The sequence below is a fragment of the Acidobacterium sp. FHG110202_01 genome (genome assembly GCF_059115305.1).
Genome location: NZ_JBZYWJ010000004.1, coordinates 330,922 through 357,708 on the forward strand (window position 1 = coordinate 330,922; position 26,787 = coordinate 357,708).

The 26,787-nt window shown below is 57.8% G+C and carries 22 protein-coding genes; 14 read left to right on the forward strand and 8 right to left on the reverse strand.

Annotation, left to right across the window (positions count from 1 at the left end):
- Positions 1-157: 157 nt before the first annotated feature.
- Positions 158-685, forward strand: a complete 528-nt coding sequence (smpB, locus tag AC5S16_RS10415) for an SsrA-binding protein SmpB (RefSeq protein WP_493929994.1) — start codon at positions 158-160, stop codon at positions 683-685.
- A gap of 162 nt (positions 686-847) precedes the next feature.
- Here smpB and AC5S16_RS10420 read toward each other — a convergent pair whose 3' ends face one another.
- Positions 848-1,258, reverse strand: a complete 411-nt coding sequence (locus AC5S16_RS10420; RefSeq protein ID WP_493929995.1) for a putative toxin-antitoxin system toxin component, PIN family — start codon at positions 1,256-1,258, stop codon at positions 848-850.
- Entirely contained in the window at positions 1,259-1,483 is a 225-nt protein-coding gene (locus AC5S16_RS10425; protein ID WP_493929996.1) for a hypothetical protein, read from the reverse strand.
- 178 nt (positions 1,484-1,661) lie between these two features.
- Between AC5S16_RS10425 and AC5S16_RS10430 the strand changes: the two genes are divergently transcribed.
- A complete protein-coding gene (locus AC5S16_RS10430; protein ID WP_493929997.1) occupies positions 1,662-3,146 on the forward strand; it encodes a leucyl aminopeptidase in 1,485 nt (494 codons plus the stop codon).
- A 114-nt stretch (positions 3,147-3,260) separates the two neighbouring features.
- Positions 3,261-4,322 (forward strand): phosphate ABC transporter substrate-binding protein PstS, encoded by a 1,062-nt coding sequence (gene pstS, locus AC5S16_RS10435; protein ID WP_493929998.1) that lies wholly within the window; start codon positions 3,261-3,263, stop codon positions 4,320-4,322.
- 142 nt (positions 4,323-4,464) lie between these two features.
- Here pstS and AC5S16_RS10440 read toward each other — a convergent pair whose 3' ends face one another.
- Positions 4,465-6,516, reverse strand: a complete 2,052-nt coding sequence (locus AC5S16_RS10440) for an arginine--tRNA ligase (protein WP_493929999.1) — start codon at positions 6,514-6,516, stop codon at positions 4,465-4,467.
- A 244-nt stretch (positions 6,517-6,760) separates the two neighbouring features.
- On the opposite strand from AC5S16_RS10440, the gene metG reads away from it, so the two are divergent.
- The 7 genes from metG (at position 6,761) to AC5S16_RS10475 (ending at position 13,386) form a co-directional block, all read left to right on the forward strand.
- A complete protein-coding gene (metG, locus tag AC5S16_RS10445; RefSeq protein ID WP_493930000.1) occupies positions 6,761-8,860 on the forward strand; it encodes a methionine--tRNA ligase in 2,100 nt (699 codons plus the stop codon).
- A 164-nt stretch (positions 8,861-9,024) separates the two neighbouring features.
- Positions 9,025-9,852 carry a TatD family hydrolase gene (locus AC5S16_RS10450; RefSeq protein ID WP_493930001.1) on the forward strand — a complete coding sequence of 276 codons (828 nt, stop codon included), beginning with the start codon at positions 9,025-9,027 and terminating at the stop codon, positions 9,850-9,852.
- A 46-nt stretch (positions 9,853-9,898) separates the two neighbouring features.
- A complete protein-coding gene (locus AC5S16_RS10455; protein WP_493930002.1) occupies positions 9,899-10,399 on the forward strand; it encodes a YajQ family cyclic di-GMP-binding protein in 501 nt (166 codons plus the stop codon).
- Between the two features lie 17 nt (positions 10,400-10,416).
- Entirely contained in the window at positions 10,417-11,406 is a 990-nt protein-coding gene (locus AC5S16_RS10460) for a polyprenyl synthetase family protein (protein WP_493930003.1), read from the forward strand.
- A 26-nt stretch (positions 11,407-11,432) separates the two neighbouring features.
- Positions 11,433-12,254, forward strand: coding sequence for a DUF6597 domain-containing transcriptional factor (locus AC5S16_RS10465; RefSeq protein WP_493930004.1), 822 nt, complete (start codon positions 11,433-11,435; stop codon positions 12,252-12,254).
- Positions 12,255-12,509: 255 nt separating this feature from the next.
- Positions 12,510-12,965 carry a VOC family protein gene (locus tag AC5S16_RS10470; RefSeq protein WP_493930005.1) on the forward strand — a complete coding sequence of 152 codons (456 nt, stop codon included), beginning with the start codon at positions 12,510-12,512 and terminating at the stop codon, positions 12,963-12,965.
- 223 nt (positions 12,966-13,188) lie between these two features.
- Positions 13,189-13,386 carry a hypothetical protein gene (locus tag AC5S16_RS10475; RefSeq protein ID WP_493930006.1) on the forward strand — a complete coding sequence of 66 codons (198 nt, stop codon included), beginning with the start codon at positions 13,189-13,191 and terminating at the stop codon, positions 13,384-13,386.
- A gap of 97 nt (positions 13,387-13,483) precedes the next feature.
- Here the strand turns inward: AC5S16_RS10475 and AC5S16_RS10480 are convergent, their stop codons facing one another.
- The 5 genes from AC5S16_RS10480 to hemW form a co-directional block, all read right to left on the reverse strand.
- The gene (locus AC5S16_RS10480) at positions 13,484-15,931 is read right to left on the reverse strand and encodes a protein kinase domain-containing protein (RefSeq protein ID WP_493930007.1); all 2,448 of its coding nucleotides are present in this window, start codon (positions 15,929-15,931) and stop codon (positions 13,484-13,486) included.
- Between the two features lie 336 nt (positions 15,932-16,267).
- A complete protein-coding gene (locus AC5S16_RS10485) occupies positions 16,268-16,528 on the reverse strand; it encodes a hypothetical protein (RefSeq protein ID WP_493930008.1) in 261 nt (86 codons plus the stop codon).
- Positions 16,529-16,546: 18 nt separating this feature from the next.
- The gene (locus AC5S16_RS10490) at positions 16,547-18,376 is read right to left on the reverse strand and encodes a sodium:solute symporter family protein (protein WP_493930009.1); all 1,830 of its coding nucleotides are present in this window, start codon (positions 18,374-18,376) and stop codon (positions 16,547-16,549) included.
- Positions 18,377-18,577: 201 nt separating this feature from the next.
- On the reverse strand, positions 18,578-19,660 hold the full coding sequence (gene ltaE / locus AC5S16_RS10495; protein ID WP_493930010.1) for a low-specificity L-threonine aldolase: 1,083 nt from the start codon (positions 19,658-19,660) through the stop codon (positions 18,578-18,580).
- Positions 19,661-19,781: 121 nt separating this feature from the next.
- Positions 19,782-20,954, reverse strand: coding sequence for a radical SAM family heme chaperone HemW (gene hemW, locus AC5S16_RS10500; protein ID WP_493930011.1), 1,173 nt, complete (start codon positions 20,952-20,954; stop codon positions 19,782-19,784).
- Positions 20,955-20,980: 26 nt separating this feature from the next.
- On the opposite strand from hemW, the gene AC5S16_RS10505 reads away from it, so the two are divergent.
- The 4 genes from AC5S16_RS10505 to AC5S16_RS10520 are packed head-to-tail and all read left to right on the forward strand — an operon-like array spanning position 20,981 to position 26,760.
- Positions 20,981-21,520, forward strand: coding sequence for a GNAT family N-acetyltransferase (locus tag AC5S16_RS10505; RefSeq protein WP_493930012.1), 540 nt, complete (start codon positions 20,981-20,983; stop codon positions 21,518-21,520).
- A gap of 22 nt (positions 21,521-21,542) precedes the next feature.
- Positions 21,543-23,498: an ABC transporter ATP-binding protein gene (locus tag AC5S16_RS10510; RefSeq protein ID WP_493930013.1), complete on the forward strand. Its 1,956-nt coding sequence runs from the start codon at positions 21,543-21,545 to the stop codon at positions 23,496-23,498.
- Positions 23,499-23,509: 11 nt separating this feature from the next.
- The gene (locus AC5S16_RS10515) at positions 23,510-24,721 is read left to right on the forward strand and encodes a lipid-A-disaccharide synthase (RefSeq protein WP_493930014.1); all 1,212 of its coding nucleotides are present in this window, start codon (positions 23,510-23,512) and stop codon (positions 24,719-24,721) included.
- Complete coding sequence (locus tag AC5S16_RS10520) at positions 24,718-26,760, forward strand: M1 family aminopeptidase (RefSeq protein WP_493930015.1); 2,043 nt, start codon at positions 24,718-24,720, stop codon at positions 26,758-26,760. The genes AC5S16_RS10515 and AC5S16_RS10520 overlap by 4 nt, the downstream gene beginning before the upstream one ends.
- The last annotated feature ends 27 nt before the right edge of the window (positions 26,761-26,787 follow it).

Consider the following 26,787-nt stretch of genomic DNA (forward strand, 5'->3'; position numbering starts at 1 on the left):
TCTTCTGAGCCTTGTGCCTTTTGGGCCATATTCTGAGACCTGAGCCCTGTGCTCTGACACCTGTTTTCTGCGCCCTGCACCCTGTACGCTGCACCCTGCACTCTGAGACCTGTGCCCTGTGCCCCGTCTTTTCCCGTACACTATCTATAAGAACGTCATGGCCCGTCAGTCCAGTCATCAAGTGGCACCTGCCACTCCCCAGAAATCCAAACCGCGCGATCCGGTGGCCGCCGGCGCCCGCGATGCCGCTCAGAATCGTGCCGCCGGACACAACTACTTCCTGCTCGATAAGTTCGAGGCAGGCGTCGCCCTCCGCGGAACAGAGGTCAAGTCCATCCGCGAAGGCAAAGCTAATCTCAAGGACGCCTACGGCCTGGTCAAGGACGGAGAGGCCTTCCTGTTGAACGCGCATATTGGTCCGTATTCCCACGGCAGCTACACCAATCACGACGCGCTCCGTACAAGGAAGCTCCTGCTGCACCGGGAAGAAATTCGCAAACTACAGATCAAGACGCAGCAAAAGGGATTTACGCTCATCCCCACCCGCCTTTATTTCCACAAGGGCCGGGTCAAATGCGAGCTCGCCATCGCCAAAGGCAAACAGGACTGGGACAAGCGCGAAACCGAACGCCGCCGCGAAGCCGACCGTGAAGCCCGGGCCGCCATCGCCCGCTCCCGCAGGTAAACAGAATCCCACAACCTCTTGTCATCCTGAGCATAGCGGAGTCGAGGGAACCCGCACCGGAAGGTGCGCTTTTTGCCTTGCGAAGTAAGGCCGTTCTCCTAAATAGTTCTCATCGCTGAATTCAGTGGAGCTACTAGGGCTAATTAAAATTCCAAATATATTTCAATCCTTACCAACTACCCGCACGCGATACATCTCCGGCGATTCGATTCCGAAGACGGCCTTCCCATGGAGCGCCAGCAAATCCTTATCTCCGCTGATTAGTAAATCTGCAGAGCCGCAGTAGGCAAGATCGAGAAAGGGCTGGTCGTTCCCATCGCGACAGAGCACGGGACAACTCCTGCCCACAGTAACCACTTCGCAAAATGGCAAATAGTCGGCCAGCAATTCCCTGCGGTCGTCAAGCGAGAGCCTGAATTTGTCATAGCTAAGGACCCGCGTAAGTTCCTCTCCCGTGGCGTGTGAGACGAGCGGTGTACAGCCGTTCTGCCAATGTTCGCGCAGCCATGCAAGGCGTCCCTGCGCGAAGACCAGCGCCGAAACAACAGCGGTTGTGTCAAAGACAACGCGCAATTATTTGCTCGCGCGCGCCCAGACAACGGCATCCTGTACGTCTTCTTCGCTGATTCCCAATTCAGCCAGCTGTTTGCGCACCTCGTCGGCACGGCTCTGCTTCAAAGGACGCAAAACAATAGAGCTTCCATCCGTAGTGACGTCAAAATACTCCACGCCGGTAAAGCGGCTGACTACAGCCTTGGGAAGGGTGATCTGATTCTTTATTGTCTTTTTCGCCAGCATAGAAGCTTACAAGGAAACAAGGAATTCTTTTTTTATTGTAACATTCCATTTCTATATGGATTTATTCATTGCAACGACTAGATGCATGGAATTTCCCCAGAATCCCTAGGGGAGGGTCTAAATCTCTGCGCGAGCGAATAACAAGCGTCCGTTTCATGCAATGGTTACACTAAAGCTCATGAAAACCACCCTGCAATCGGGCCCCGCAGCCGCCGTGGAGACTGAACTCCTGGCCGTTTTCACCACCGACGCCGCCACCGGCAAGGACGCAAAATCGGAAATCACCGTCCTGGCTGAAGAAGAAGCCATCCGGCAAGCCGCCGCCCCGTTCCTCTCCACCGGAGAATTCTCGAGCAACAGCAACGAGACTCTCCTGCTGCATGCCCCGCAGGGACTCCAGGCAAAGCGCCTCCTCCTCATCGGACTCGGCAAGGCCGGCAAAGCCACACCTCATGAAATTCGCAAGGCCGCCGGAACTGCCGTCCGCTTCGCCAAGCCGCGTAAATTGCGGGATCTGGCCATCCTCGCGCCCGGAAACTTCGATCCGGCAGCCACCGCACGTGCCATCGCCGAAGGCGCCATCCTCGCCGACTTCGACCCGGACATCTACCGCAGCGACAGAAAAGACCAAAGCATCCAGTCGTTGATAGTCATCGCCCCAAAAGAGGCAGAAACAGGCTTCAACGAAGGCGTCAGCATCGCTGAGTCGCAGAACTTCACCCGCTCCCTGGTCAACGAGCCCGGAAACTACCTCACCCCGACCATCTTCGGCCAGAAAGCAGCCGAAATGGCTAAGGCATCCGGCCTGAAATGCGAAGTCTTCGGCGCAGACAAGCTCAAGGAGCTCAAGATGGGTGCTTTCTGGAGCGTTGCCCAAGGCTCAGACGAGCCTCCCGCCCTCATCGTCATTCGGTATGAGCCGGAAGGTACAGCGGAGGGCCCGGTTCTCGGCCTGGTCGGCAAAGGCATTACCTTCGATACCGGAGGCATCTCCATCAAGCCCTCCGACAACATGGAAAAGATGAAGTACGACATGGCCGGCGGAGCAGCCATGATCGGGGCCATGCGTGCCATCGCCCAGCTCAAGCCGAAAGTCAGGGTCATCGCCATAGTCTGCGCCACTGAGAACATGCCTTCCGGCAAAGCCCAGAAGCCCGGTGATGTGCAGATCGCCATGTCCGGCAAAAGCATCGAGATCATCAATACTGATGCCGAAGGCCGCCTCGTGCTCGCCGACGGCATTGCCTATGCCATACAACTCGGCGCAACCCACCTGATCGACGCCGCCACCCTCACCGGGGCCGTCGCCGTCGCACTTGGCCAGCTCAATGCCGGAGTCTTCGCCAACGACGAAGAGACATACCAGCACTTCAGCGACGCCCTGGCAAAGTCAGGCGAGCGCTTCTGGCGCCTGCCCCTCGACGAAGACTACCGCGACCTGATCCGCTCCGACATCGCCGACATCAAGAACACTGGCGGGCGTTACGGAGGTGCCATCACCGCAGCCATGTTCCTTAAGGAATTCGCCGAAGACACCCCCTGGATCCACCTCGATATCGCCAGCATGGCCTGGCTCGACGACACCAAGCCCTGGACTGCCAAGGGCCCGACAGGCGTAGGTGTCCGCACCATCGTCGAGTGGGTTCGGAGTTTTTCTAAGTAAAGCAGTGAAATGGGGTAATTCACAGATTCCAGAACAAAATTCATCCGGGAAAAACCTGCTCAAGGCATCCTTAGGGCGTAGGACAACAACAGACTCTCTTGGAGGGAGGCCCAAGTGAACAAATTCTCGATTTCATGGAAGCTGGCAGTTGCCACCATCGCCCTGGTCAGCGCAGGCTGTAATTCAAACCCCGGCTCAGAGAACGTCATGCTCTCCGGAGCAGGCAGTACCTTCGTCAACCCGGTCATGACACGCTGGACGGCTGACTACTCGCAGGCACACTCCAATGTCCGGATCAACTACCAGTCCATCGGTTCCGGCGGAGGCATCCAGCAGGTGAAAGCCGGCACCGTCGACTTCGGCGCCTCAGATGCCGCTCTCACTGACCAGCAGCTCGGTGAAATGAAGCCGGTCATTCAGATCCCCGAGTCAGCCGGCCCGGTCTGCATCACCTACAACATCCCTGGATTGAATCAGCCGCTCCAGCTTTCTCCCGAAGCGCTCGCCGCCCTCTTCCTCGGAACCATCAAGAGCTGGCAGGACCCTGCCATCACCAAAGACAACCCGGGAGTAAAGTTCCCGAAACTGCCCGTCGTGATCTCCCACCGCTCCGACGGCAGCGGAACCACGAATATCTTCACCACCTATCTTGCAGCGGTCAGCCCTGAATGGCAGAGCAAGGTAGGCAAAGGCGCTTCGGTAAGCTGGCCCGTCGGTCTTGGTGGAAAAGGCAGTGAAGGCGTAACCGGAAACATCCGCCAGTCCCCCGGAGCCATCGGCTACGTCGAACTGACCTACGCCCAGCAGAACAATCTTCCTGTAGTGAAGATCAAGAATCAGGCTGGCCAGTATGTCTCCCCCACAGCCGCGGCGACAACGTCAGCCATCAACGCCTTCGGCAGCCAGCTCGCGCAGGATCCGCGCGCGCCGATTGTGAACCCGCCAGCCTCGGCAAGCGACGCCTACCCGATCTCCGGCCTGACCTTCCTCATCATCCCGAAAGATGGTCCCGGCAAAGCGAAGCGCGCTGCGTTGAAGAGCTTTGTGCAGTACGTCATCACCGACGGCCAGGCTACCGCCGGCAGCTTGAACTATGCCCCGCTGCCCGATGGAGTAAAGCAATACGACCAGCAGCAATTGCAGCAATTAACCGCAGATGGTCAGCCTCTGCAGTAGCTGGCTGGCTTCCATTTGTCATCCTGAGCGGAACGATCGTAGGGAGCGCAGTCGAAGGACCTGCAGTTTGCGCCGGTAGCCAAAAACATGGGTGCCCCATCCTTTCGCGCTTTTTGCGAAAGGGTGGGATCCTGACTTGGAATCACATTACTTCTGGAGCATGAATCCCCAGCCACGCCAGTGAGCGGATCAGCTCACGCTGCGTAATCGCAGCCGTAGCCAGCAGAAACTTCTTCCGCTCAGGATCAGCCTCGGTCAGGATGTGGTGCTTGCGGTAGAAATTGCTGAACTCCTGCGCCAGTTGGAAAGCATGCTTCGCCAGATAGGCGGGCTCGGCAGTGGCAATACACTGGTCGAGCAGCAGCGAAGTCTTGGCCGCGCGCAGCCACACCTGCCATATGCCGTCACCTTCTTCTCCTGCTAGGTAAGGAGAAGCATCGACACCGGCGAAATCAGCCAGCGCCTGCTCTGCCGTCGTTTCACCTTTGCGGAAGATGCTGCGTGTGCGCACGACCGCGTACTGCATGTAAGGCCCGGTCTCGCCTTCGAAGCTCAGCGCTTCGTTGAAGTCGAAAGCAATGACAGTATTGCGCGTGTACTTAAGCATGAAGTAGCGCAGCGCACCGACGGCGATCTCTTTCGCAATCTGCCCGCGTTCGTCCGCGCTCAGTTCAGGATGGCGGCTGTCGACTTCCTTCTGTGTCGCGGCAATCAGCTTGTCGATCAGGTCATCCGCCTTCACGCCGAAGCCCTTGCGCCCTGAGACTTCGATATAAGGCCGCGCGCGGTCTTCATCAGAGATTTCGTAGCCAAGCTCTTCAGCGCACCGCGGAGTCAGCGCAACCATCTCGTAAGAAAAATGGGTATAACGCGCCGCCTGCTCTGTGTATCCGAGACCGCGCAGCGCTTCAATCACATTCGCCTGCGGATCAGACTGCCGAGAATCGATGACGTTGTAAATCGCCTGCGCTCCGCCAAAGTGGGGATGATCGGCCTTGCCCTCTTCGGCAGAGATCCAGCAGGTATGGTTCAGATACTCGAAGAATTTCCTGTAAGCAAAATCGCGCCCCAGCAGTCCAAACTTCCAGAGATGATACGCGATGTCCTTGCCCACATACGTCACCGTCCCATTCGAGCGGACAATGACCTTAGCATCTTCATCTGGCCCATCGGATTCTTCGCCTTCCGCACCATTGTCTCCAATGGGTTCGCGCAGTAGTCCGCCCGTGCGGCCAGCACCAGGCCTGCGCATCACCCAACAGCCCTTGTTCTTACCTTCGGTCTCGAAATACAGCACGCCCTTGTTCTTCAACTGCTCAAAGGCCAGGTTCCAGAAGTGCAGGTGAAGAATCTCGCTCTCGCGCGGCAGCAGATCGTACTCAATATCAAGCCGCAGCATAGTCTCGAGGTGCCGCTTCAGTACAGCCGTCGAGATGATCTCGCCAATCTGCGCTGCCTCATTGCCGCCATGTTCGATGTCATGCAGCGTGTCAAGCCGGATCTGCCTGCGCGCCTGTTTCTCCTGCTCGTCGGCGTCGTACCACTGCGAGACGCGGGCGTACAGGTCCCAGCAGTAGTAGTCAATGCGTTCGCCGCTTGCCGCGAGCTTCGCCATCAGCTCCTGAACACCGCTCAGAGAAAGCCCTTCAAGATGCGTGAGCCCGACAACAACATCGGCCACCTGCACACCAGTGTTGTCGATGTAGTTCTGCACATCGACCTTGTGGCCTGCAGCGCGCAGCAGGCGCACAAACGTATCGCCAAGGATCGCATTGCGCAGATGGCCTACGTGCGCAGCCTTGTTGGGATTGATGCTGGTGTGCTCCACCAGCTCATGCAGCGGAGTCTCCGCAACCACCACGTCAGAGCCTGCAGCAATCTCGCGCGCGGCATCTCCACGATCAAGCCGCGCATTGATGTACCCGGCGCCCGCGACCTCGAATCCGGCAAAGCCTTCCAGCGGAGCAAGCTCAGCGCCTATGGATGATGAGAGTTCGGCTACGATTTCTTCGGCAATCTTGCGCGGAGCCTTCTTCAACCTGCGCGCCAGCTCAAAGGCAATAGGCAGCGCATACTCGCCGAACTTGATCTCCGGCGGCTGCTCAATAGCAATCGTGTCCAGCTCGATCTGGAATTTGTCACGCAGAATCGCGCGCAGGCGGGCAAGCAGCTTCTTCTGTTCTCTTAGATACACGTGGGAGCAACAAACCAGTTGAAAGAGTTGATTTTACTGCTCGATTCTATCAGGCAAACAGGCTTGCTGCGCGTCTCTGTGTCCTCTGTGATCTCTGTGGTGGAAGGTTTTCCTTTGCGTGCCTCCGCGATCACTTTGCGTCCTCTGCGGTAAAAAGTCACCTTTCCCAATTGACACATTTGACGCAGAGCTGAAGCCTCACACCACTAAAGAATCTGTTCTAAGATGAAAATAGTCTCTGCTCATGTCGAACCCCGGTAAGTACTACCTCACCACGCCGATTTACTATGTCAACGCGCGTCCGCACATCGGCCATGCGTACACCACCATCGTGGCCGACGCCATCGCCCGCCGCAAACGCGCCCTCGGATTCGACACCTGGTTTCTGACCGGCACCGACGAGCACGGCCAGAAGATCGAGCGCTCCGCCCGCCAGGCCGAGATCGACCCGCAGCAGTTCACCGACAACGTAGCAGCCGAGTTCCGCGGCCTGTGGGACCGCATGGGCCTCAGCTATGACGACTTCATCCGCACCACCGAGCCGCGCCACAAGCGCGCCGTGCAGAAGTTCTTCACCCTGCTCAAGGATCGCGGATACATCTACAAGGGCTCCTACACCGGCCAGTACTGCGTCTTCGATGAGGCCTACGTCGACGTACCTCCCGGCGCGCCCTGTCCGGACTGCGGACGCCCCACCGAAACCATCAGCGAAGAAAACTACTTTTTCAAGCTCTCGGCTTTTGAGCGCAAGCTGCTTGAGTTCTACGAAGCAAACCCGGACTTCATCCGCCCGGAAACGCGCCGCAACGAAGTCATCTCCTTCGTGCGCAGCGGTCTCAAAGACCTGTCAGTAAGCCGCACCACCATCAAGTGGGGTATCCCCGTTCCCGGCGACGAGAAGCACGTCATCTACGTCTGGCTCGACGCGCTGGCCAACTACATCACCGCACTAGGATGGGGCAGCGACGACCCATCGAAATTCGATCGCTACTGGCCCGCCGACCTGCACATCGTCGGCAAGGAGATCAGCCGCTTCCACTGCGTCTACTGGCCCGCATTTTTGATAGCCGCAGGCCTGCCGCTGCCGAAAAGCATCGTCGCCCACGGCTGGCTGCTCTTTGAAGAAAGCAAGATGTCGAAATCGCGCGGCAACATCGTGCGCGCCGAAACGATTCTCGATGTGCTGGGAACTGATGCGCTGCGTTACTTCTTGCTGCGCGAAATCGTCTTCGGACAGGATGGCAGCTTCTCTTTCGACGCACTGGTGCAGCGCTACAACAGCGATCTTGCGAACGGATACGGAAATCTCGCCAGCCGCACACTGTCGATGATTCAGAGATATTTTGATGGAGTCATCCCAGGCGCAGCCGCCTGCGATATAGGGCTGTGCGAGGATGCAGCAGCTTTTACTACCAGTTTTGGCAAGGAATTCGACTCGCTGAACTTCTCGCGAGCGCTCGAATCACTTTGGAGCTTTATCGGCAATGTGGACGGCTTCCTCACTGCACGCGCTCCATGGAAGGCGCATGGCGATGTCAGCGAAGAAGATCAAAAACAATACCGCTCTGACATTCTCTACACTGCAGCGGAAGCCATCCGCATCATCACCGCGCTCGTCTATCCGATCATTCCCGACGCAGCCGCGAAAGTCTGGGCACAGCTTGGTCTTGGAGACATCAAGAAAGCAGATCTGAAAAATCTCGAATGGGGAGGCCTGAAACCCGGCACCAGACTCGGCGAGCTCGGCCCGGTCTTCCCCCGCGCAGAAAAGGACGCAATCACCCGTATGCAGGAAATCGAACAGAACAACACAAAGGCAGTCGAATCCGCTCAGCCCACAACGCCGGAGCACCACACCTCAAAGCTCGAATCCATCGTCGATGGTCTGGCCGTTGCCATCTCGGAATCCACCAGCGAAAGCAGTGCGGCAGCCGCGTTCACCGATGCGATCCGGAATGATATTTCTGGCGGCTCACAGGCACCTGCAACTGGAGTACAGGCCCCGGCAGCTTCAGAGAAAATCACCATCGACGACTTCTCCAAGGTCGAGTTGCGAGTCGCCCAGGTGAAGGTCGCCGAGCGCGTGCCCAAGGCTGACAAGCTGTTACGCCTCGAAGTCGATCTCGGCTACGAAACACGTCAGATTCTCGCCGGAATCGCCGAAGCCTACGAGCCGGAATCGCTGATTGGCCGCAAGGTGGTCATCGTTGCCAACCTCGCGCCGCGCAAGCTTCGCGGATTTGAATCGAACGGCATGATCGTCGCTGCTTCAATCGGGGAAAAAGGCAAGCCCGTTCTCGCCGGCTTTCTCGAAGACGTAGAAATCGGCGCACGATTAAAGTAGTTGTCTTTGAAGGGGCACGACTTCAGTCGTGCCATAAAAAATGACTGAACACGCGGCTTTAGCCGCCGAGGCGAAACACCCTCAGGGGCTGAAGCCCCAAATCAGGCGTATAAATTGGCACGGCTAAAGCCGTGCCCCTTCAAAAATATTTGTGAGGAACCATCTTGCTGGTCGACTCCCACGCTCATCTCGACAGCCCGCGCTACGACGAAGACCGCGAAGCCCTGCTCGCGCGCGCCTGGGCTGCGGGCGTGCGCACCGTGCTCTCCATAGGCATTGGCGACGGCCCGGACACCATGCATCGCGCCCTCGATTTGAGCCGCCAATACGCCGGCAGGCCGGAAACGCCGCGCATTCTCGCCAGCGCCGGAGTCCACCCGCATGAGGCACAGCTGGCCGATGAAGCCGCACTCGCCAAGCTCAACGACCTGCTCCAGCAGCCGGAAGTCATCGCCTGCGGAGAGATCGGCCTTGATTACTTCTACGATCACTCACCGCGCGAAACGCAAAAGGCCGTCTTCCGCCAGCAGATGGAAATCGCCGCGGCCCATAAGAAGCCGATCATCATCCACTGCCGACCGTCAGACAACAGCACCAATGCCTGGGACGACACACTGGAGATGATCGAGTCCGAATGGTCATCGAAGGGCCTTGGCGGCATCCTGCACTGCTTTACCGGGGAGTGGCAGCACGCCAGGCGCGCCATCGACTGTGGTTTCCTCATCTCCTTTGCCGGAAACATCACCTTCCCCAAGGCACAGCCCATCCGCGACGTTGCCGCACAGCTATCGCTGGACTGCATGCTGGTCGAAACTGATGCGCCGTTCCTTGCGCCCGTGCCCAATCGGGGCAAGCGCAATGAGCCCGCCTGGGTCGCCGGCGTTGCTGAAAAACTGGCCGAAATCCGCGATCTGCCTGTGGATGAAATAGCGTCCCGCACCACGGAAAACTTTCACCAGTTTTTCAATATCCCTCCGGGCATGGCACACTGAAGCTTAGAGCTTTTCCATCAACTTCAAAATAAAGAGAGCTTGAGTCATGGCCGGGGACAATTCTTTTGACATCGTAAGTAAAGTGGATATCCAGGAAGTCCGGAACGCTATCGAGCAGGCGACCAAGGAAGTTCGCGCCCGCTTCGACCTCAAGGACTCGAACTCCGAGATCAAGCTCGAAGGCGACGAAGCCCTCCAGCTCGCCTCCGCCGACGAATACAAGCTCGAAGCCGTCAACGAAATCCTGCGCCAGAAGCTCATCAAGCGCGGCATCTCCATTAAGGCGCTGACCTATGGCAAAGTCGAGCCGGCCGCTGGATCGAGCGTACGCCAGAAAATCACCCTGCAGCAGGGCATCCCTGGCGAGAAGGCAAAAGACATTGTCCGCATCATAAAAGACTCGAAAAAGAAGGCCCAGGCATCCATACAAGGTGATACTGTCCGCGTCAGCAGCAAAGACCGCGATACTCTACAAGAGGTCATTGCTTTGCTGAAGGCCAAAGACCTCGGCATCGATATGCAGTTCACGAATTACCGGTCAAATTAGGAAAAGACGGAGCGCCCTTGAGCACGACCACCATAGCGACGGCAAAAGAGGTCTTCGACCTGCTGCATGACGACCTGCGCGCCATCGAGCGCGAGTTTGGCAAAGACGCCGTCTCCTCCGTCAAGGCCATTACGGAAATTTCCGATTACCTGCGCGAAGGCGGCGGCAAGCGCATCCGCCCATCGCTGCTGCTGCTTTCAGCCAAATCGCAGGGTTATACAGGGCACGGCATGGTCCGCCTCGGCGCTGTGGTCGAGATGGTGCATACCGCCACGCTCGTCCATGACGACATCATCGATGCCGCCGACACGCGCCGCGGCCGGCCTTCAGCCAATACAACATGGGGCAACGCCAAGTGCGTGCTCGCGGGCGATTGGCTCTATATGCAGGCCTTCCGCGTGGCTCTCGAAGAACGCAGCTTCAAGGTGCTCGACCTGCTCATCGGCCTTACCCAGCAGATGGTCGAAGGCGAGCTGCTCCAGATGGAAACCCTTGGCCGCGCCGTCACCGAGCAGGAATACAACGACCTCATCTATCGCAAGACCGCGTGCCTCTTTGAAGTCTCGATGCGCCTCGGCTCCGTTCTCGCCAAAGTCAATGGAGAAGCTGAAGCCTCCATGGGCGAATTCGGCCACGCGCTCGGCATGGCCTTTCAGATCGTCGATGACGTGCTCGATCTCACCGCAACCGAAGAAGTCCTGGGCAAGCCTGTCGCCAGCGATCTGCGCGAAGGCAAGGCGACACTCGCCGTCATCCATTCGCTTGAAAACGGCACAGCAGAAGACCGCGCAGCCATTCTGACCGTACTCACCGACCAGAGCTTCGACCGCGTCACCCATGAGGAGATCCTCACCATCTTGGCGCGCAATGGCTCGGTCGATTACGCCATGAGCTCCGCCTTCCAGCACGCAGAGAAGGCCCGCGCCGCGCTCGCTGTCCTGCCTGATTCCGACTACAAGCGCGCTCTTCTCTGGGTTCCGGATTTTGTAGTAGCGAGAGAAAAGTAAAGCGTACACTTTCCCTGAGGCTGCCTATGCCTTCCCTGCTCTATCATCCGCCGGCTCCGCTCGGGACCTTCGTCCAGTGCTTCTGGTACTGGGAATCAGACACGATGCCAGCGCATACGCACGAGCGGCTGATGCCCACCGGCGAATCCACCATCATCTTCAATCTGCGCGATTACCCCATCCGCATCTATCATTCCGAGGATTTAAGCCGCTACGACACGTATGGCACTGCTGTGTTCTCTGGAGCGCGCTCCAATTACTTCGTGATTGATACTGAGGAGCAGGAGCGCGTCGTCGGTATTCAGTTTCATCCCGGCGGCGGATTTCCATTCTTCCGCATACCCGCCGATGAAGCGGAGAACCTCGATATTACGCTCGAAGACCTGTGGCGTGCGCGCACTGGAGAACTTCGCGAGCGCATGCTGGCCGCGCCTTCAGTCTCCGCCATGTTCCAGGGTCTTGAGCAGGATTTGCTGGCTCAGCTGGCGCGGCCTCTTGCATGGCATCCGGCAGTGGAATATGCGCTCTATCGCATCGGCCGTGCGCCGCATGTAGCGACCGTAGCTTCGATCACGGACAAAGTCGGACTAAGCCAGCGCCGCTTTATCCAGCTCTTCCATCAGCAGGTAGGACTCACGCCTAAAACATTCTGTCGCGTGCGCCGCTTCCAGCGTGTTCTTCACTCAGTGCATGGCATGAACGAGGTGGAATGGGCACAGATTGCTCTCGATTGCGGCTACTATGACCAGGCACACTTCATTCACGACTTTCAGGCCTTCTCCGGAATCACACCCTCTGTCTACCTGCAAACGTCAACGCCGCACCTGAACCACGTCCCGATCGTCTAGAGCAATTATTTTTTAGTGTGATCGCTAAACGAATTGTCATCCCGACCGGACCCTGACCCTGAACGAAGTGAAGGGGAAGGGTAGCGGAGGAGCCTGTCCTGAGCGCAGCCGAAGGAACCTGCAGTTTCCTTCCCGGCTATATCAATTCCTAATATGGGATAATCCCTATTCCCTGCTTCCCTCTATTGGTCAATTTTTTACAATCCACACGTCCCGCCTCATGAACGAAAATGGACTGCGTCAGGAGGAGAACCCATGCCAGAAGTGAAACCCATTCCCGATGGATACCACAGCATCCAGCCTTATCTGCACATCCGCGGAGCAGCAGCCGCCATTGAGTTCTATAAGAAAGCCTTCGGTGCCACCGAGCGCATGCGCATGCCGGACACCAGCGGACGCATCGGCCACGCAGAGATCGAACTCGGCGACTCCTGCATCATGCTTGCCGATGAAGCTCCCGAGAGACAAATCTACAGCCCGCAGCATCTTGGCGGCTCCGCCGTCAGCCTTATGTTCTACGTCAAGGACTGCGATGCAACCTACAAGCAGGCGCTCGCCGCCGGTGCAAAGAGCCTCCGCGAGCCTACCGATCAGTTCTACGGCGACCGCTCAGCCGGAGTCGAAGATCCTTTCGGCTTTCAGTGGTGGATTGGAACACACATCAAAGATGTGTCCACCGAGGAAATGCAGACAGCGATGCAGGAGAAGTAGTCGCCAAAAACATTAGCTGCCCGTCCTTTCATCGGAAAGTGCGATGAAAGGACGGGGCATCACAAAATCTTGTTCAGGAAAATATCAATGACCGCCAACGATTTTCGCCGTCTCGCGCTCAACTTCCCGGAAACGATCGAAGCCGAGCACATGGGCCACCCCGACTTCCGCGTCGCCGGAAAAAATTTTTGCCACACTTGCCTATCCAGACAAGACTTACGGCATGGTCAAACTCTCACCGCTCGACCAGGACAAATTCGTGGAGAGTGCCCCGGAAGTCTTCACGCCCGTCCCCGGATACTGGGGCAAAAATGGGGCAACGCACGTACATCTGAAGAAGGCCACAAAGACAGTCGTAAAACCAGCCATCGAAGCAGCCTGGAAAAACACCGCTCCCAAAAGATTGGCTAAAGAAACCTAGCTATGAATGAATTGTCATCCTGCGCGAAGTGCGCAGCGCTTAGTCGAGGACTTGCTTTTCTGTGCCCTGCGCCCTGAGCGCTGCACCCTGTACCCTGTCACACCTGAGCCAGTAGCCGCTTCCACGTCTTCTGGTTTCTCCGGAAGCTCTTCTTCAAATCTTCCAGGATGCGCTCAAAATCGATATGCCCATGCAGCCGGTTCCATGCCGGATTCTTGGCAAACCAGGGATAGTTCTCATTCCCCAGATAAATCGCGCGGCGCAGCCAGTGCAGCGCCTCGCTCTCATCGCCTTCCACAGCGAAATACGTTGCCAGCCGGTACGCCATCTCACTGTCCGCCTCAGCAGCGGAGATCGAGTCTTCCGAAATCAGAGAAGCAGCCCGCTCGCGCTCGCCTACCTGCACATAGCACATGGCCAGCGTCGGGAAAGCGATGCGCATGCTGTCATCATCGCGAATCACGGCTTCGAGCATCTCAATCGCCTGCCGCAGATCACCCTGGCGCATACGCTGGTAAGCGAGCGCTGTGCGCAGCAGAGGATGCTTCGGCTCCAGCGTCAGCCCTTTTTCCAGTTCCTCATCCGCAAGCTCAAGCTGGTTCTGATATTGATAAACGCGCGCGCGGTGGTTATAAATCACCGGCGCATTCGATGGATTGAGCTTCAACGACTGGTTGAACTGGTCCAGCGCCTCTTCGTACATGCCATCGAGCCGCAGCGTCATCCCCGCAACCATGTGGACATTCCAGTCATTCGAGGCGGTGCGCAGCAGATGCTCAATCCCGTGCCGCGCGCTTTCTTTTTCACCGCGGGAAAGCAGCATATACACGCGGTAAAGATTCGCTTCGATCGAGCCTGGATCGAGCTGCAATGCGTGGTCAAAGGCGCGCCGCGCCGCCAGCACGTGCATGTGCCCGCCAAATCCATGCCGCACATATTGCAGATGCGTGATCCCTAATCCGCTCCATGCAGGAGCGTATGCCGGATTGGTCTGCACCACGCTGTCGAACAGCTCGCGCGCGTGGTCGAGATCGGTCTTGCTGCCCGTGCGCTGCATGAATGAAGAAAGCACAGCACGCGCCTGCAGATATTCTTCTGAAAGTTCCTCCGTCAGCTTCGTTCGCGGCACCGTGGACCGGTCATTCGTCTGGGCAAACTGCCCAATTCCCTGCAGCGAAGCAAACACCTCATTGCAGATTTCCGTCTGCACAGCCACCAGGTCAAACGACGGAACGCTGATAGCGCCGCCGCCGCTCACGCTCTGCCGCGAAACATCGAGCAGCTGCCAGTTCAGGTCAAAGCCCTTCTCTGAGCGAATGAAATTCCCCGTCAGCACCCAGCGCACCAGCAGCTTCTGCCCGATCTCCAGAGGGTCAAGTTGCGCCAGCGGAAGATGCATCAGCGCGCTCGTGGGCCGCACCACCAGCGAGGACATGCGCGAGATGCGCGCTGAAATCGCGTCCGCCAGAGCAAAGCCATAAAGCGGCGTCACTTCAGACGGCCCGAAGTTCTTGAACGGCAGCACCACAATCGAGTTCTGCTTGGCCTGCGTGTCCGCCGATTCACGAAACCGCTCAGCCAGCATCGAAAGTAATCCAGTAGTTCGCTTCGCATCTTCAGGAGTAGAGACAGGCAGTTGCGCAGCCGCGTCGCCGGGAATCACTCCCGTCTCGATCTGCAGCGCTCTCATGATCGTTTTCAACGCCTCACGAACATCCGCGGCGCTGGCATATCGCTCCGCGGGATTCTTCTCCAGGCAGCGCAGGATTACCGAACTCAGCTCAGCCGGAACATTCGGGCAGCACTGATCGAGCGGCGGAGGATCCACGAACTGGATGGCGCGGATGCTCTGGAACTCATCCGCATCAGGCCGCGAGAACGGATGCCGCCCGCTCACCAGCTCATACAGAATCACCCCCAGCGCCCAGATGTCGCTCTGCACGCTGCTCTGCCCGGTCACGAACTGCTCTGGAGCCATGTAAGCAATCGTGCCGCCGCGCGCCGTATACGTCGCACTCACAGGGCCCGTCTTGCGCCGCGATGACTTCGACGGATCAAACTCCGCTTCTTCAGGATTGATGCGCCGCGCCAGACCGAAATCCAGAATCTTGACCAGGCCGCCATCGGTCAGAATCGCATTTGCCGGTTTCAAATCTCGATGGAAAATGCCCAGCGAATGCGCGGCGTTCAAACCATCCGCAATCTGGATACCGACCGAAAGCGCAAGCTGGATGCTCGCCGGCCCCTTGGCAATGATCTTGTCCAGCGACTGCCCCGGAACATACTGCATCACGATGTAGGCTTCTTCGCCCTCTTCGCCTACTTCGTAAATGGCGCAGACATTCGGATGCTCAATGGCTGACGCCATGCGCGCTTCGCGCAGTACCGTCGTCCTCATCTGCTCAAGCGTAAGCGCGCCGCGCTTCAGAATCTTCAGCACCACGGGCCGCATCAGCAGCGTGTCATTCGCGAGGTAAACCACTCCGCTGCCGCCCGCGCCCAGCCTGCGAACCAGCTCATAGTGCTCAATCGTGCGATGTTTCATCTACTCTTAGTTTAAGCATTGCATGCAGCAGTAGCGCGCTTTGCGCCATTTTGTTTTCTGCATTTTCTAAATTGGCACAACTCGTCCACTCCGTTGGTCGTTGCTTCATTCACTCATTAAGAGTTTGCCATCCAAAGCGCAGCGAAGGATCTGCTTTTTGTTCGCAGCAGCACCATAAGGGTGCCCCATCCTTTCATCGCGCTTTTCGATAAAAGGGTGGGAGGGCAAGAAATCATCGGGTGATTAATGCAAGCGACCAAAGGGAGCGGAAAGAAGTTGAATCAGCCTGAACAAGCAAGAATGGCGCGCGAAGCGCGCGGCTGCTGCATGCAATGCTTAGTGGCCGCGTCCGCCACCCAGCGGACGGTTCGTTCCTTCGACAGGCTGCGCGGATGCCGCGCGCTTGTCACTCGCGCGGCCCAGCAGGAACATGGTCATCCCGAAAACCAGCATCACCACGCCCCATATCAGGTTGATATTCATTCCCGCCGAGCGCTCATAGATCACGCTTCCATGCGTAACCACTCCAAAGATCGTTAGAATCACGCCGACAATCGTAAACATCAGCCCCATCGGAATCCGCAGATCAAGACTCATCGTTCTCTCCAGAACTCACTATCGGAAAATCAGGTTCAGCCCAACGAGGAGCACAATCAATCCCACCGCAATCACCTTGGGACGCGCATACCACGCCATATGATGTTCCACCGGCTTGGGCGTAAGCGAGTACACCAGTCCGACCAGTTCGCCATCGGGCCGCGGTTTGGTCACGAGACTGACCAGTGCGGTCACAATAAAGTTTGTGGAAAATGCCCAGATCGCCGTCCAGAAATTCTGTGCCATATCGCTCGGATAGCTGTGGATAACTGAAATCCATCCGCCATGAATGCCCGGATGCGCATCAGCAGGCAGCGTCAATCCATGATGCAGAATCGCTGCGATGGTGCCGCTCACCAATCCGGTAAATGCGCCGTGGCCTGTCGTGCGCTTCCAGAACATGCCCAGCAGAAACGTCGCAAACAATGGCGCATTCACAAATGAGAAGACCAGCTGCAGCGTGTCCATGATGTTGTTGAACGACGTGGCAAGGTACGCGGTTCCGATTGAAATCAGGATGCCGACCACCGTCGTCCAACGGCCAACTTTCAGGTAATGCGCATCCGGAGCATTTTTGTGGATATAAGACTGGTACAGGTCATACGTCCAGACAGTATTGAACGCCGTAACATTTCCAGCCATGCCCGACATGAAGCTCGCGAGCAGCGCCGTCAATCCCAGCCCGAGAATCCCCGTCGGAAAGTAGTGCAGCAGCATATTCGGAATTGCAAGATCGTAATCGAGCAGCGGCTTTCCGTGCTCGTCCGTCATCACCTTGCCATTCACCGGATTCACCTTCGCCGGAATCAGCCCCTTGCTGTATTTCGTCGGATCGGAAAGATCGTTCGCTGCCGATGGCGTTGCCGGGGCATTCAAAGAAGGTGCCTGCATCATCGCATGCTGCGTCACCGCGGGAGTCGCAATGGCGATCAGTCCCGGCAGGATCACAAGGAAGGGAAAAAACATCTTCGGAATCGCCGCGATCAGTGGAACCCTGCGCGCCGATTCTTCCGAGTCCGTAGCCATTGCCGTCTGGATAACAAGGAAATCCGTACACCAGTAGCCGAACGAGAGCACGAACCCCAGCCCCATCGCCAGCCCGAACCACTCCACGCCCAGCGGATTGGTCTGCGCATTCGTCATCCCATGCCACGAGTGCGTATAGGCCGCAGGCAGCGCAGCCTTCAACCCGCTCCATCCGCCAATGTTCTTCAAGCCAACCCAGACCAGCGGCAGAAATCCGGCAACGATCAGGAAGAACTGCAGGACTTCGTTATAAATCGCGCTCGTCAGTCCGCCGGCAAAGATATAGCCAAGAACAATGATCGCCGAAATAAAAATCGCGAAGTGAAAGATCCATTCGACAGGCAGGTTAAGTTTCAGAAACAGCGCATCGAACACGTGCAGCGTCTGGATCAACCGCGCCATGGCATACATCGAGATGCCCGACGAAAACACCGTCATCACGGCAAACGAGCAGGCGTTGTAAGCGCGCGTCTTCTCATCGAAGCGCAGCCGCAGAAACTCCGGCACCGAGCGCGCCTTCGAGCCGTAATAAAACGGCATCATGAAGACACCGACAAAGAGCATCGCCGGAATCGCGCCGATCCAGTAAAAATGGCTCGTCGCAATACCGTATTTCGCGCCGGAAGCGCCCATTCCGATCACTTCCTGCGCGCCCAGGTTGGCCGAGATAAACGCCAGCCCGCAGATCCACGCCGGCAGCGAGCGCCCCGCCTGGAAAAAGTCCTGGCTCGTTCGCATGAACCGCTTGAGCGCAAAGCCAATGCCCAGCACAAAAGCGAAATACAACAGCATGATGAGCCAGTCGATGAGTGTCAGGTTCACGTTGCCCGGTGACTTCCCTTCTTTCAAATAGAAAACTCGCTGTCCGCAATTATGCGCGCCGCCGTATGCGGCAAAGCGAATTTCATAGCGTCTCCTCTGAAATGTACACGGTTTCACAAAACTACGTCCACAGCAGTCTTGTGCTCAGTTCTCTGTGTCCTCCGTGCTCTCTGTGGTCAAGGTATCTAGGTGATGGCCTATCTATAGTCTGGCAATCTCTTCCGCCGCAACCCGCGCAGCCACCTCGCAGGCCGCGCGATCTACATCATGGTGGGTCACAAAACGGACAGCATTGCGCCCGACGGTCCCGCAGAGCACACCGCGCTGCTTGAGCCGCGCCACAAGTTCGCTGGCCTTCCCTTCGGCTTTCACCGTAAAGATCACAATGTTCGTCTGCACCGTAGCAAGATCAAGCTCGATCTGCGGCAGACGAGCCAGCTGCTCCGCGAGAAAATGCGCATTCGCATGGTCTTCATGGAGCCGCTTCGGCATCTCTTCGAGAGCGATCAATCCGGCAGCAGCCAGAACACCCGCCTGCCGCATGCCTCCTCCGAGTGCTTTGCGGATCATGCGCGCCCGTTCAATCACGCGGCGGCTCCCGACCAGCACCGACCCCACCGGAGCACAAAGCCCCTTCGACAGGCAGAACATCACCGTATTGAATCCGCTGGTCAGCTCAGCCACACGCATGCGCAATGCCGCTGCGGCATTGAAAATGCGCGCGCCATCCAGATGAAGCGGAATGCCCAGCTCGCTCGCGCTATTCCATATCTCGCCAAATACCTCCAGCGGAGTCACCGTACCCCCCGCCATGTTGTGCGAATTCTCAAGCGAGATAAGCCCGGTAGGAGCATTGTGCGTGCTGGCCCGTTTCAGAACAGACTCAACAAGCTTCCATGTAAGAATGCCGCGCTCCGCATAGACCGGCCGCAGCTGGCATCCGGAAAAGGCAGCGGCCATCGCCATCTCCCAGTCCACAATATGCGCGCGCGATTCGCAGATCACCTCCTGTCCCGGCTGCGTATGTACCTTGATGGCGATCTGGTTCCCCATCGTTCCCGTAGGCACAAAAAGCGCAGCCTCGCGGCCAAAGATTTGCGCCGCGCTGCTCTCGAGCATGTTAACGGTAGGATCCTCGCCGTAGACATCGTCCCCAACCTCAGCCGCCGCCATGGCAGACCGCATTGCTGGAGTCGGCCTGGTTACGGTATCGCTGCGCAGGTCGATTACACCGACTGGATTTTGCGAAAATACTTCGTCGCTATGCTCGGCTTTGGTGGACATGAACGTATTCTCTCAGAAAAGCATTGTCATACTGAGCGATCTCTATTCCAAGTTGTCATTCTGAGCGGAGCGCGCAGCGCGTAGTCGAAGAACCTGCTTTTTGCTTGAGTAGCCACAATACTCAACTGACAACAGCTTCCCTAACCCCAAGAAACCGCTCAAAAACATCATTGGACAGCAGCCGCCCGCGCAAGGTCAGCACAACCGAATCATCAGTTACCCGAACCAGCCCATCCGCAACCAATTCGTCGATCACAGACCGAAAGCCCTCCACAGCTTCCCCGCCAAACTCAGCTTCAAGCGCGGCCAGATTCACGCCTGCATTCAACCGCAGCCCCAGAAACCAGGCCTCCTCGAGCTCTTCCTGAAGCGAAAGCCGGTGTTGTTCTCCCCATCCCGGAGACTTCAGATAACCTTCAAGATCATCCGTGGTGGCAAAACGAACAGAGCTGCCATCTTCCCCGCGCAGCATCGAATGCGCATCCACGCCAAGCCCGAGATAAGGCCGCCGCAGCCAGTACCTCCTGTTGTGCTCAGACTCGGCGCCGGCACGTGCAAAGTTCGAGATTTCGTACTGCTCCAGCCCGCCGGCTGCAAGCGCCTCCATAGCGCTCACGTACATATCAGCAATCGCATCGTCAGAAGGAATCGCCGGAGCAAAATAACGCGCGCCGCCGTTAAGTACTTCCCGTCCCAGCCGCGAATCATCATCGACTTCAAGCATGTAGATGCTGGCATGGTCCACGCCCGTCTCCGCCAGTACAGCCAGCGACTCCCGCCACGAAGCTTCTGTCTGGTGCGGCAATCCCGCAATCAGATCGACATTGACGCGCGCAATACCCGCCTGCCGCACGCGGCGAATATCCTCAAGCGCCATGGCCCGCGTATGCAGGCGGCCCGTCGCCTTTGCCTCCTGATCCACAAAGGACTGCACACCGAAGCTGATGCGGTTGACGCCGCATTCCGCCATCGCGCTGAGTACATCATCCGCCAGCTGTCCTGGAGCGCACTCCGCCGTAATCTCAGCACCAGCAGCAATCTCAAAACGCTCACGAATCGCGCCGAACAGTCTCTCAAAAAGTTCCGGAGGTAGAAGACTAGGCGTGCCACCACCGAGATAAATGGAATCCATGGCTCCCGGAAGAGGAAACGCAGCGGCGGAGCTCAAGTCCTCGCAGACGCGCTCGACATACCGCTCCATGTAAGTCGCCGGAAACACTCCCGACGCAAAGTTGCAATACGTGCACTTCGAGCGGCAAAACGGTACGGAAATGTAGATGCCAAGCAGATCCATCGGGGCTTATACACTATTGTCTCATCGTGCCTATCGCTATAACAGAACGCCTGATCCTGCGCCGCTGGCGTGAATCGGACCGCGAGCCCTTTGCCGCCGTGAACGCCGATCCGCGTGTCATGGAATTCTTTCCAAAACTTATGACAACAGAAGAAAGCTACCGCATGGTGGAGAGGATCGAAGCGGGCTTTGAAGAACGCGGCTTCGGTTTCTGCGCTGTCGAGTTGCGTAACGACCATTCTTTTATTGGCTTCATCGGGCTGTCTGTCCCAAATTTCAAAGCAGCCTTTACACCATGCGTCGAAATAGGATGGCGGCTCGCCGCAAATACCTGGGGTCGCGGGCTCGCCACAGAAGGAGCACGAGCCATGGTCAGCCATGCTTTTGACGTGCTGAAGCTCGATTCACTCGTCTCATTCACAGCCGCGCAGAACCTGCGTTCGTGCCGTGTAATGGAAAAACTAGGCATGACCTGCGATCCCGGAGAAAGTTTTGATCATCCAAACCTCCCCGAAAATCATCCATTGAGACGGCACGTTTTGTACCGGATGCAGCGCCGAAGTTGAGCCCGTACAATGGATTGAGGGCATGGCTGAACAGGAAAAGCCGAAGCAACCACAGCAGCAGGATGATGACGTCATCGGCAAGGCATATGACAGCCGGCTGATGGCCCGGCTTATCCGCTATCTTTACCCATACAAATGGGCGGCCTTTACTTCGCTGGCTGCCGTACTGCTCAAGGCCGGCCTGGATGTGCTCGGCCCCTACCTGACCAAAGTTGCCGTAGACCGCTACATGACAGCGCAGCCATCTGCAAAGCAATCGTGGCTCGCGCCCTGGCTCAGTCCCAACGCCTTTACCGGAATCACGCAGCTAGCCGCGCTCTATCTCGGCTCGCTGGTTTTGAGCTATCTCCTCGAATTCGCGCAGACCTACCTCATGCAGTGGACCGGCCAGAAGGTCATGTTCGACATGCGCAGCCAGATTTTCCGGCATCTGCAGCACATGCACATCGGCTTTTTTGACCGCAATCCGGTAGGCCGCATCGTTACGCGCCTCACCAGCGACGTGGACGCCCTGAACGAAATGTTCACCTCCGGCGTCTTCGCCATCTTTGAAGACATCTTCGTGCTCGCCGGAATCGTGCTCGTCATGCTGCGCATGAGCTGGTGGCTGGCGCTGCTTTCCTTCGCCGTGCTGCCCCTCATCCTGCTCATCACGCGCATCTTCCGCAAGCACGTGCGCGACTCTTACCGCCGCATCCGCAGCGCCATCGCCCGCATCAACTCCTACACGCAGGAGCACATCAGCGGCATGACCGTGGTGCAGCTCTTCAACCGTCAGAAGCGCTCCTTCGAGCAGTTTGAAAAAGTCAACCGCCAGCACATGGACGCCTTCAAAGACGCCATCATGGCCTATGCGCTCTATTATCCGGCGATAGAGCTGCTCAGCTCCATTGCCATCGCCATCGTCATCTGGCGCGGCGGATACGGCGTGATCCACACCACCGTATCGCTCGGCGTGCTCGTGGCTTTCATGCAGTATGCGCAGCGTTTCTTCCGCCCCATTCAGGACCTGAGCGAAAAATACAACATCCTGCAGGCCGCCATGGCCGCCAGCGAGCGCATCTTCAAGCTGCTCGACACTGCTCCGGAGATCGTTTCCCCCGCGCATCCTAAAGAAGGCGACAATTCAGGCCGCATCGAGTTCCGCAATGTCTGGTTCACTTACCAACGACTGACTGAAGAACAGAAATCCCGCATCGCGCGCGCAAACCCAGCCGAACTGGATGCAATGGATGACGTTGAGTGGATTCTCCGCGACGTCTCCTTTGCCATCGATCCGGACCAGACCGCCGCCATCGTCGGCCATACCGGAGCAGGCAAAACCACCATCATCAGCCTGATGATGCGCTTCTATGATATTCAGCGCGGCAACATTTTTATTGATGGCCTCGATGTCCGCGAGCATGATCTCAACGCGCTGCGCCGCCGCTTCGGCGTAGTCCTGCAGGACCCGTTCCTCTTTAGCGGAACCATCGCGGAAAATATCCGCCTGGGTTCGTGTTGGATCACAGATCAGCGCCTCGAAGAAGCGGCGGACGAGGTCAATGTCCGCGATTTTATCCACTCCCTCCCAGGCGGCTTCGCCGAACCCCTCCACGAACGCGGCAACGGCCTCTCCACCGGACAAAAACAGCTCATCAACTTCGCCCGCGCCCTCGCCCACGATCCCAGAATCCTCATCCTTGATGAAGCTACCTCAAGCGTCGATACCGACACGGAAATGCGCGTGCGCCTCGCTCTCGAGCGAATGGTCGAAGGCCGCACCTCCGTCATCATCGCGCACCGGCTCTCCACCGTGCAGCGCGCAGACATGATTCTCGTCATGCACAAAGGCAGGCTGCGCGAGATGGGAACGCACCAGCAGCTTCTTGCCCAGCGCGGCCTCTACTGGAAGCTCTATCAGCTCCAATACAAAGATCAGGAGCTGTCGGAACCCGCATCCGCCTTCAATCCAAGCTTGGCTGTAGGGACAGACTAAGATAAGAATGGATGGCACGCCCCAAAATCTTCCTCTCCGCGGGAGAAGCCAGCGGAGAGCACTACGCCGCGCAACTTATTCCAGCAATCCGCCAGCTTGCCCCGCAGGCTGAGTTCTTCGGGCTCGGCGGGCAGCGCATGGAAGCCCTCGGTTTCCGCCGCATCGTGCGTGCTGAAGACGTCGCCGTCATGGGCATCACCGAGATCATCCGCCACATCCCGCAAATCTACGCTGAATACCGCAAGCTCAAAGCCAGCATCGCATCCGAACGCCCCGACGCAGCCATCCTCATCGACTTCCCCGACGTGAACCTCTCCCTGGCGCGGACCCTGCACCGCCTGAAGATTCCTGTCATCTATTTCGTCAGCCCGCAGCTCTGGGCCTGGAAACAATACCGCATCCGCCGTGTTCAACGCTATGTGGACCGCATGCTGGTCATCTTCCCATTCGAGCAGGATTTTTACAGGCAGCGCGACGTAGACGCGGCGTTCGTCGGCCATCCGCTGGCCGAGGTTCCATTGCCTTCCATTTCACGAAACGAATTTGCTGCCCAACATCACCTCGACCCGTCCAAGTATTGGATAGGCCTGCTCCCCGGCAGCCGCTTTAAGGAGATTCGTCTCAACCTTCCGGAAATGCTCGAAGCCGCCCGACAGCTCGGCGAACCGTGCGAATTCCTGCTGCCCCTTGCCCCCACTCTCACCCCGGACCACGTCGCCCACATTCGCTCCATAGTTGAGCAATCTTTAAAGGGGCACGGCTTAAGCCGTGCCGATGAACCGGCAGGAAAAGGGGCTTCAGCCCCTGAGGAAAAGCCGCGCATCACTTTAGTCAACGATGCGCGCGCCACTCTGCACCATGCCCGCGCCAGCATCGTCGCCAGCGGAACAGCCACCGTTGAAGCCGCCCTGATCGGCAATCCATTCCTGGTGGTCTATCGGGTTTCCGGTTTGACGTATGCTGTTGCCAGGCGGGTAGTGAAAGTCCCGCACGTGGCCATGGTCAATCTTATTGCCGGACGCGAGATCGTCCCCGAGCTCATCCAGAGCGACTTTAGCGCCGCCAATGTCGTCTCACATCTGCGCCCGCTGTTGCACGACGAAGAGGCCCGCTCGCAAATGCAGAGAGCCCTGGCTTCCGTCGCCGCATCATTACATACAGAAAAGAGCCCCATCGAGCAGGTGGCCCGCGTCACAATGGAGTTGGTGAGTTCCGCACGATGAAGATACGCAGATTCCAACATCCCGGCCTTCGTTTTCTCCAGCACTTGTCGTCTCTTTTCGATATGGGCGTTTCCTGGGTGCCCCATACTTTCGCGCTCTTTGCGAAAGTGTGGGAGGTGACCCTTCTCGCAGTCATCATCTCTCTGGCTTCTCCACTCTTCGCCCAGCAAAAATCGGCCATCAACATCACCGGATATACCATCGACGCCCAGCTCTCACCCGAGGACCACAAGCTCTCCGCCACAGCACGCGTCACTTTCACTGCGCTTGATAACTCCGACACCGCCGTCTTTGAGCTCCACGGCGCTCTCAAAGTCGAGAAAGTCACGGACACGGCCAACAAGCCGCTCAGCGGAGAGCGCGGCGCCAATGCCACCGTCATCGTCACTCCATCAGCGCCGCTCGTCAAAGGCCAGCAATACACCTATGTCTTCACTTATGACGGCATGCTCGATGACGACAGCGGCAGCCCCGTTGAAGGCTTGAAGCTAGCCCACGTCGGCGACCCTATCAGCTATCTGCTCTATCCCGGACGCTGGTTTCCCATGACCGGCTTCCTCACCGACCGCTTCACGGCAGATATCCATATAAAAGTCCCGCCGGGCTATCGCGTTGTCGGTAGCGGTCCGACCATCTCCTCCGGGCAGGAATTCGACTTCCACTGGGCCCACGCCGGCTTTCCCGGAACCATCATCGCCGGCAAATTCGACGCACCCGTTTCACCTGCTCCGAATATTCACGTCTACACCACGGAGGCGCATAAGCAATCCGCACAGGACTACGGCCAGACCGCTCTCCGCGAGTTTGCCTACTACACCAGCACCTTCGGCGTGCCGGAATCAACGCAGCTCAACGTAGTCGAATTGCCCGATGACACAGTCCCCGTCTGGTGGGCGCCGGAAATCGCCGCCGTCGCCGGCTCGCGCATAGGCAACAAGAGTGACTTCCGTCTGCTGGCTAACACCATCGCCCATCAATGGTGGGGCAGCCAGGTAAGCCCCGCATCTCTCAATGACCAGTGGATCATGAACGGCATGTCCCGCTATGCCGAATTGATGTATCTCGAAGATCAGTCCGGGCGCAACGCGCTCAACGCCTCTATTCAGGACATCTCTGCCAGCGCGCTCGCCTATGACACCATCCCGCTCACCAGCGCTGGACGCCTCGCGCCCTTTTCGCCGCAGTTTCAAACCATGACCTTCGATAAAGGCGCACTCGTCTTCCACATGCTCCGTTGGGAAGTCGGGCAGGACAGCTTCCTGAAAATCCTGCGTGCCACGCAGACCCAATATAAAGACCAGTCCATCAAGACCAGCGACTTCGAAAAGCTCTCCGAGGCGCAGTCGCAGCAGCAGCTCACGCCTTTTTATGCACAATGGCTCGACGGAACCGGCGCGCCGCAGTTCAACAACAAATATGCTGTCTATCGCCTCGGGAACAACAAGGGCTTCCGCACCATCGGCGAAATCCAGCAGGATCTTGACCTCTTCAACATGCCCGTCGAGCTGCGCATCGAGACAGACGGCAAAACAGAGGTCCGCCGCATCGATGTTGTCGGCTCCAACTCACAGTTTGTCGTAGACACATTCGGACGACCGCGCCATATCACCATCGACCCCGACAGCTGGATCCTGAAAACCTCGCCCGACATGCAGGTGCGCATCCACATTCTGCGCGGACAGAATCTCGTAGCCCAGGGCGATCTCCCCGGCGGCCTCGCCGAATACCAGAACGCCCTCAAGGCAAACGCCAACAGCTCACTGGCCAGCTACCGCATCGGCGAAGCCCTCTTCACCATGCGCAACTACCAGGCCTCCATCAATGCTTACCGTGACGCTCTGCGCGGCGACAGCGAGCCCAGGTGGACCGAAGTCTGGAGCCACATCCAGATCGGCAAAATCTTCGACGTGACCGGACAGCGCGACCGCGCCATCCCCGAATACCGTCAGGCCGTTCAAACCAACGACAACACCGGCGGCGCGCTCAACGAAGCCCGCAAGTACATCCAGACCCCCTTCAAGCGCGACGATAGTCAATAAGGCTTAATTCTAAGTTGTCATCCTGAA

What these genes read in the sequence shown, in the direction of transcription:
- smpB (WP_493929994.1), top strand. Translation starts at nt 158, where the DNA reads ATGGCCCGTCAGTCCAGTCATCAAGTGGCACCTGCCACTCCCCAGAAA.
- AC5S16_RS10425 (WP_493929996.1), bottom strand. Translation starts at nt 1,483, where the DNA reads ATGCTGGCGAAAAAGACAATAAAGAATCAGATCACCCTTCCCAAGGCT.
- AC5S16_RS10430 (WP_493929997.1), top strand. Translation starts at nt 1,662, where the DNA reads ATGAAAACCACCCTGCAATCGGGCCCCGCAGCCGCCGTGGAGACTGAA.
- metG (WP_493930000.1), top strand. Translation starts at nt 6,761, where the DNA reads ATGTCGAACCCCGGTAAGTACTACCTCACCACGCCGATTTACTATGTC.
- AC5S16_RS10455 (WP_493930002.1), top strand. Translation starts at nt 9,899, where the DNA reads ATGGCCGGGGACAATTCTTTTGACATCGTAAGTAAAGTGGATATCCAG.
- AC5S16_RS10465 (WP_493930004.1), top strand. Translation starts at nt 11,433, where the DNA reads ATGCCTTCCCTGCTCTATCATCCGCCGGCTCCGCTCGGGACCTTCGTC.
- AC5S16_RS10470 (WP_493930005.1), top strand. Translation starts at nt 12,510, where the DNA reads ATGCCAGAAGTGAAACCCATTCCCGATGGATACCACAGCATCCAGCCT.
- AC5S16_RS10475 (WP_493930006.1), top strand. Translation starts at nt 13,189, where the DNA reads ATGGTCAAACTCTCACCGCTCGACCAGGACAAATTCGTGGAGAGTGCC.
- AC5S16_RS10480 (WP_493930007.1), bottom strand. Translation starts at nt 15,931, where the DNA reads ATGAAACATCGCACGATTGAGCACTATGAGCTGGTTCGCAGGCTGGGC.
- AC5S16_RS10485 (WP_493930008.1), bottom strand. Translation starts at nt 16,528, where the DNA reads ATGAGTCTTGATCTGCGGATTCCGATGGGGCTGATGTTTACGATTGTC.
- ltaE (WP_493930010.1), bottom strand. Translation starts at nt 19,660, where the DNA reads ATGTCCACCAAAGCCGAGCATAGCGACGAAGTATTTTCGCAAAATCCA.
- hemW (WP_493930011.1), bottom strand. Translation starts at nt 20,954, where the DNA reads ATGGATCTGCTTGGCATCTACATTTCCGTACCGTTTTGCCGCTCGAAG.
- AC5S16_RS10510 (WP_493930013.1), top strand. Translation starts at nt 21,543, where the DNA reads ATGGCTGAACAGGAAAAGCCGAAGCAACCACAGCAGCAGGATGATGAC.
- AC5S16_RS10515 (WP_493930014.1), top strand. Translation starts at nt 23,510, where the DNA reads ATGGCACGCCCCAAAATCTTCCTCTCCGCGGGAGAAGCCAGCGGAGAG.
- AC5S16_RS10520 (WP_493930015.1), top strand. Translation starts at nt 24,718, where the DNA reads ATGAAGATACGCAGATTCCAACATCCCGGCCTTCGTTTTCTCCAGCAC.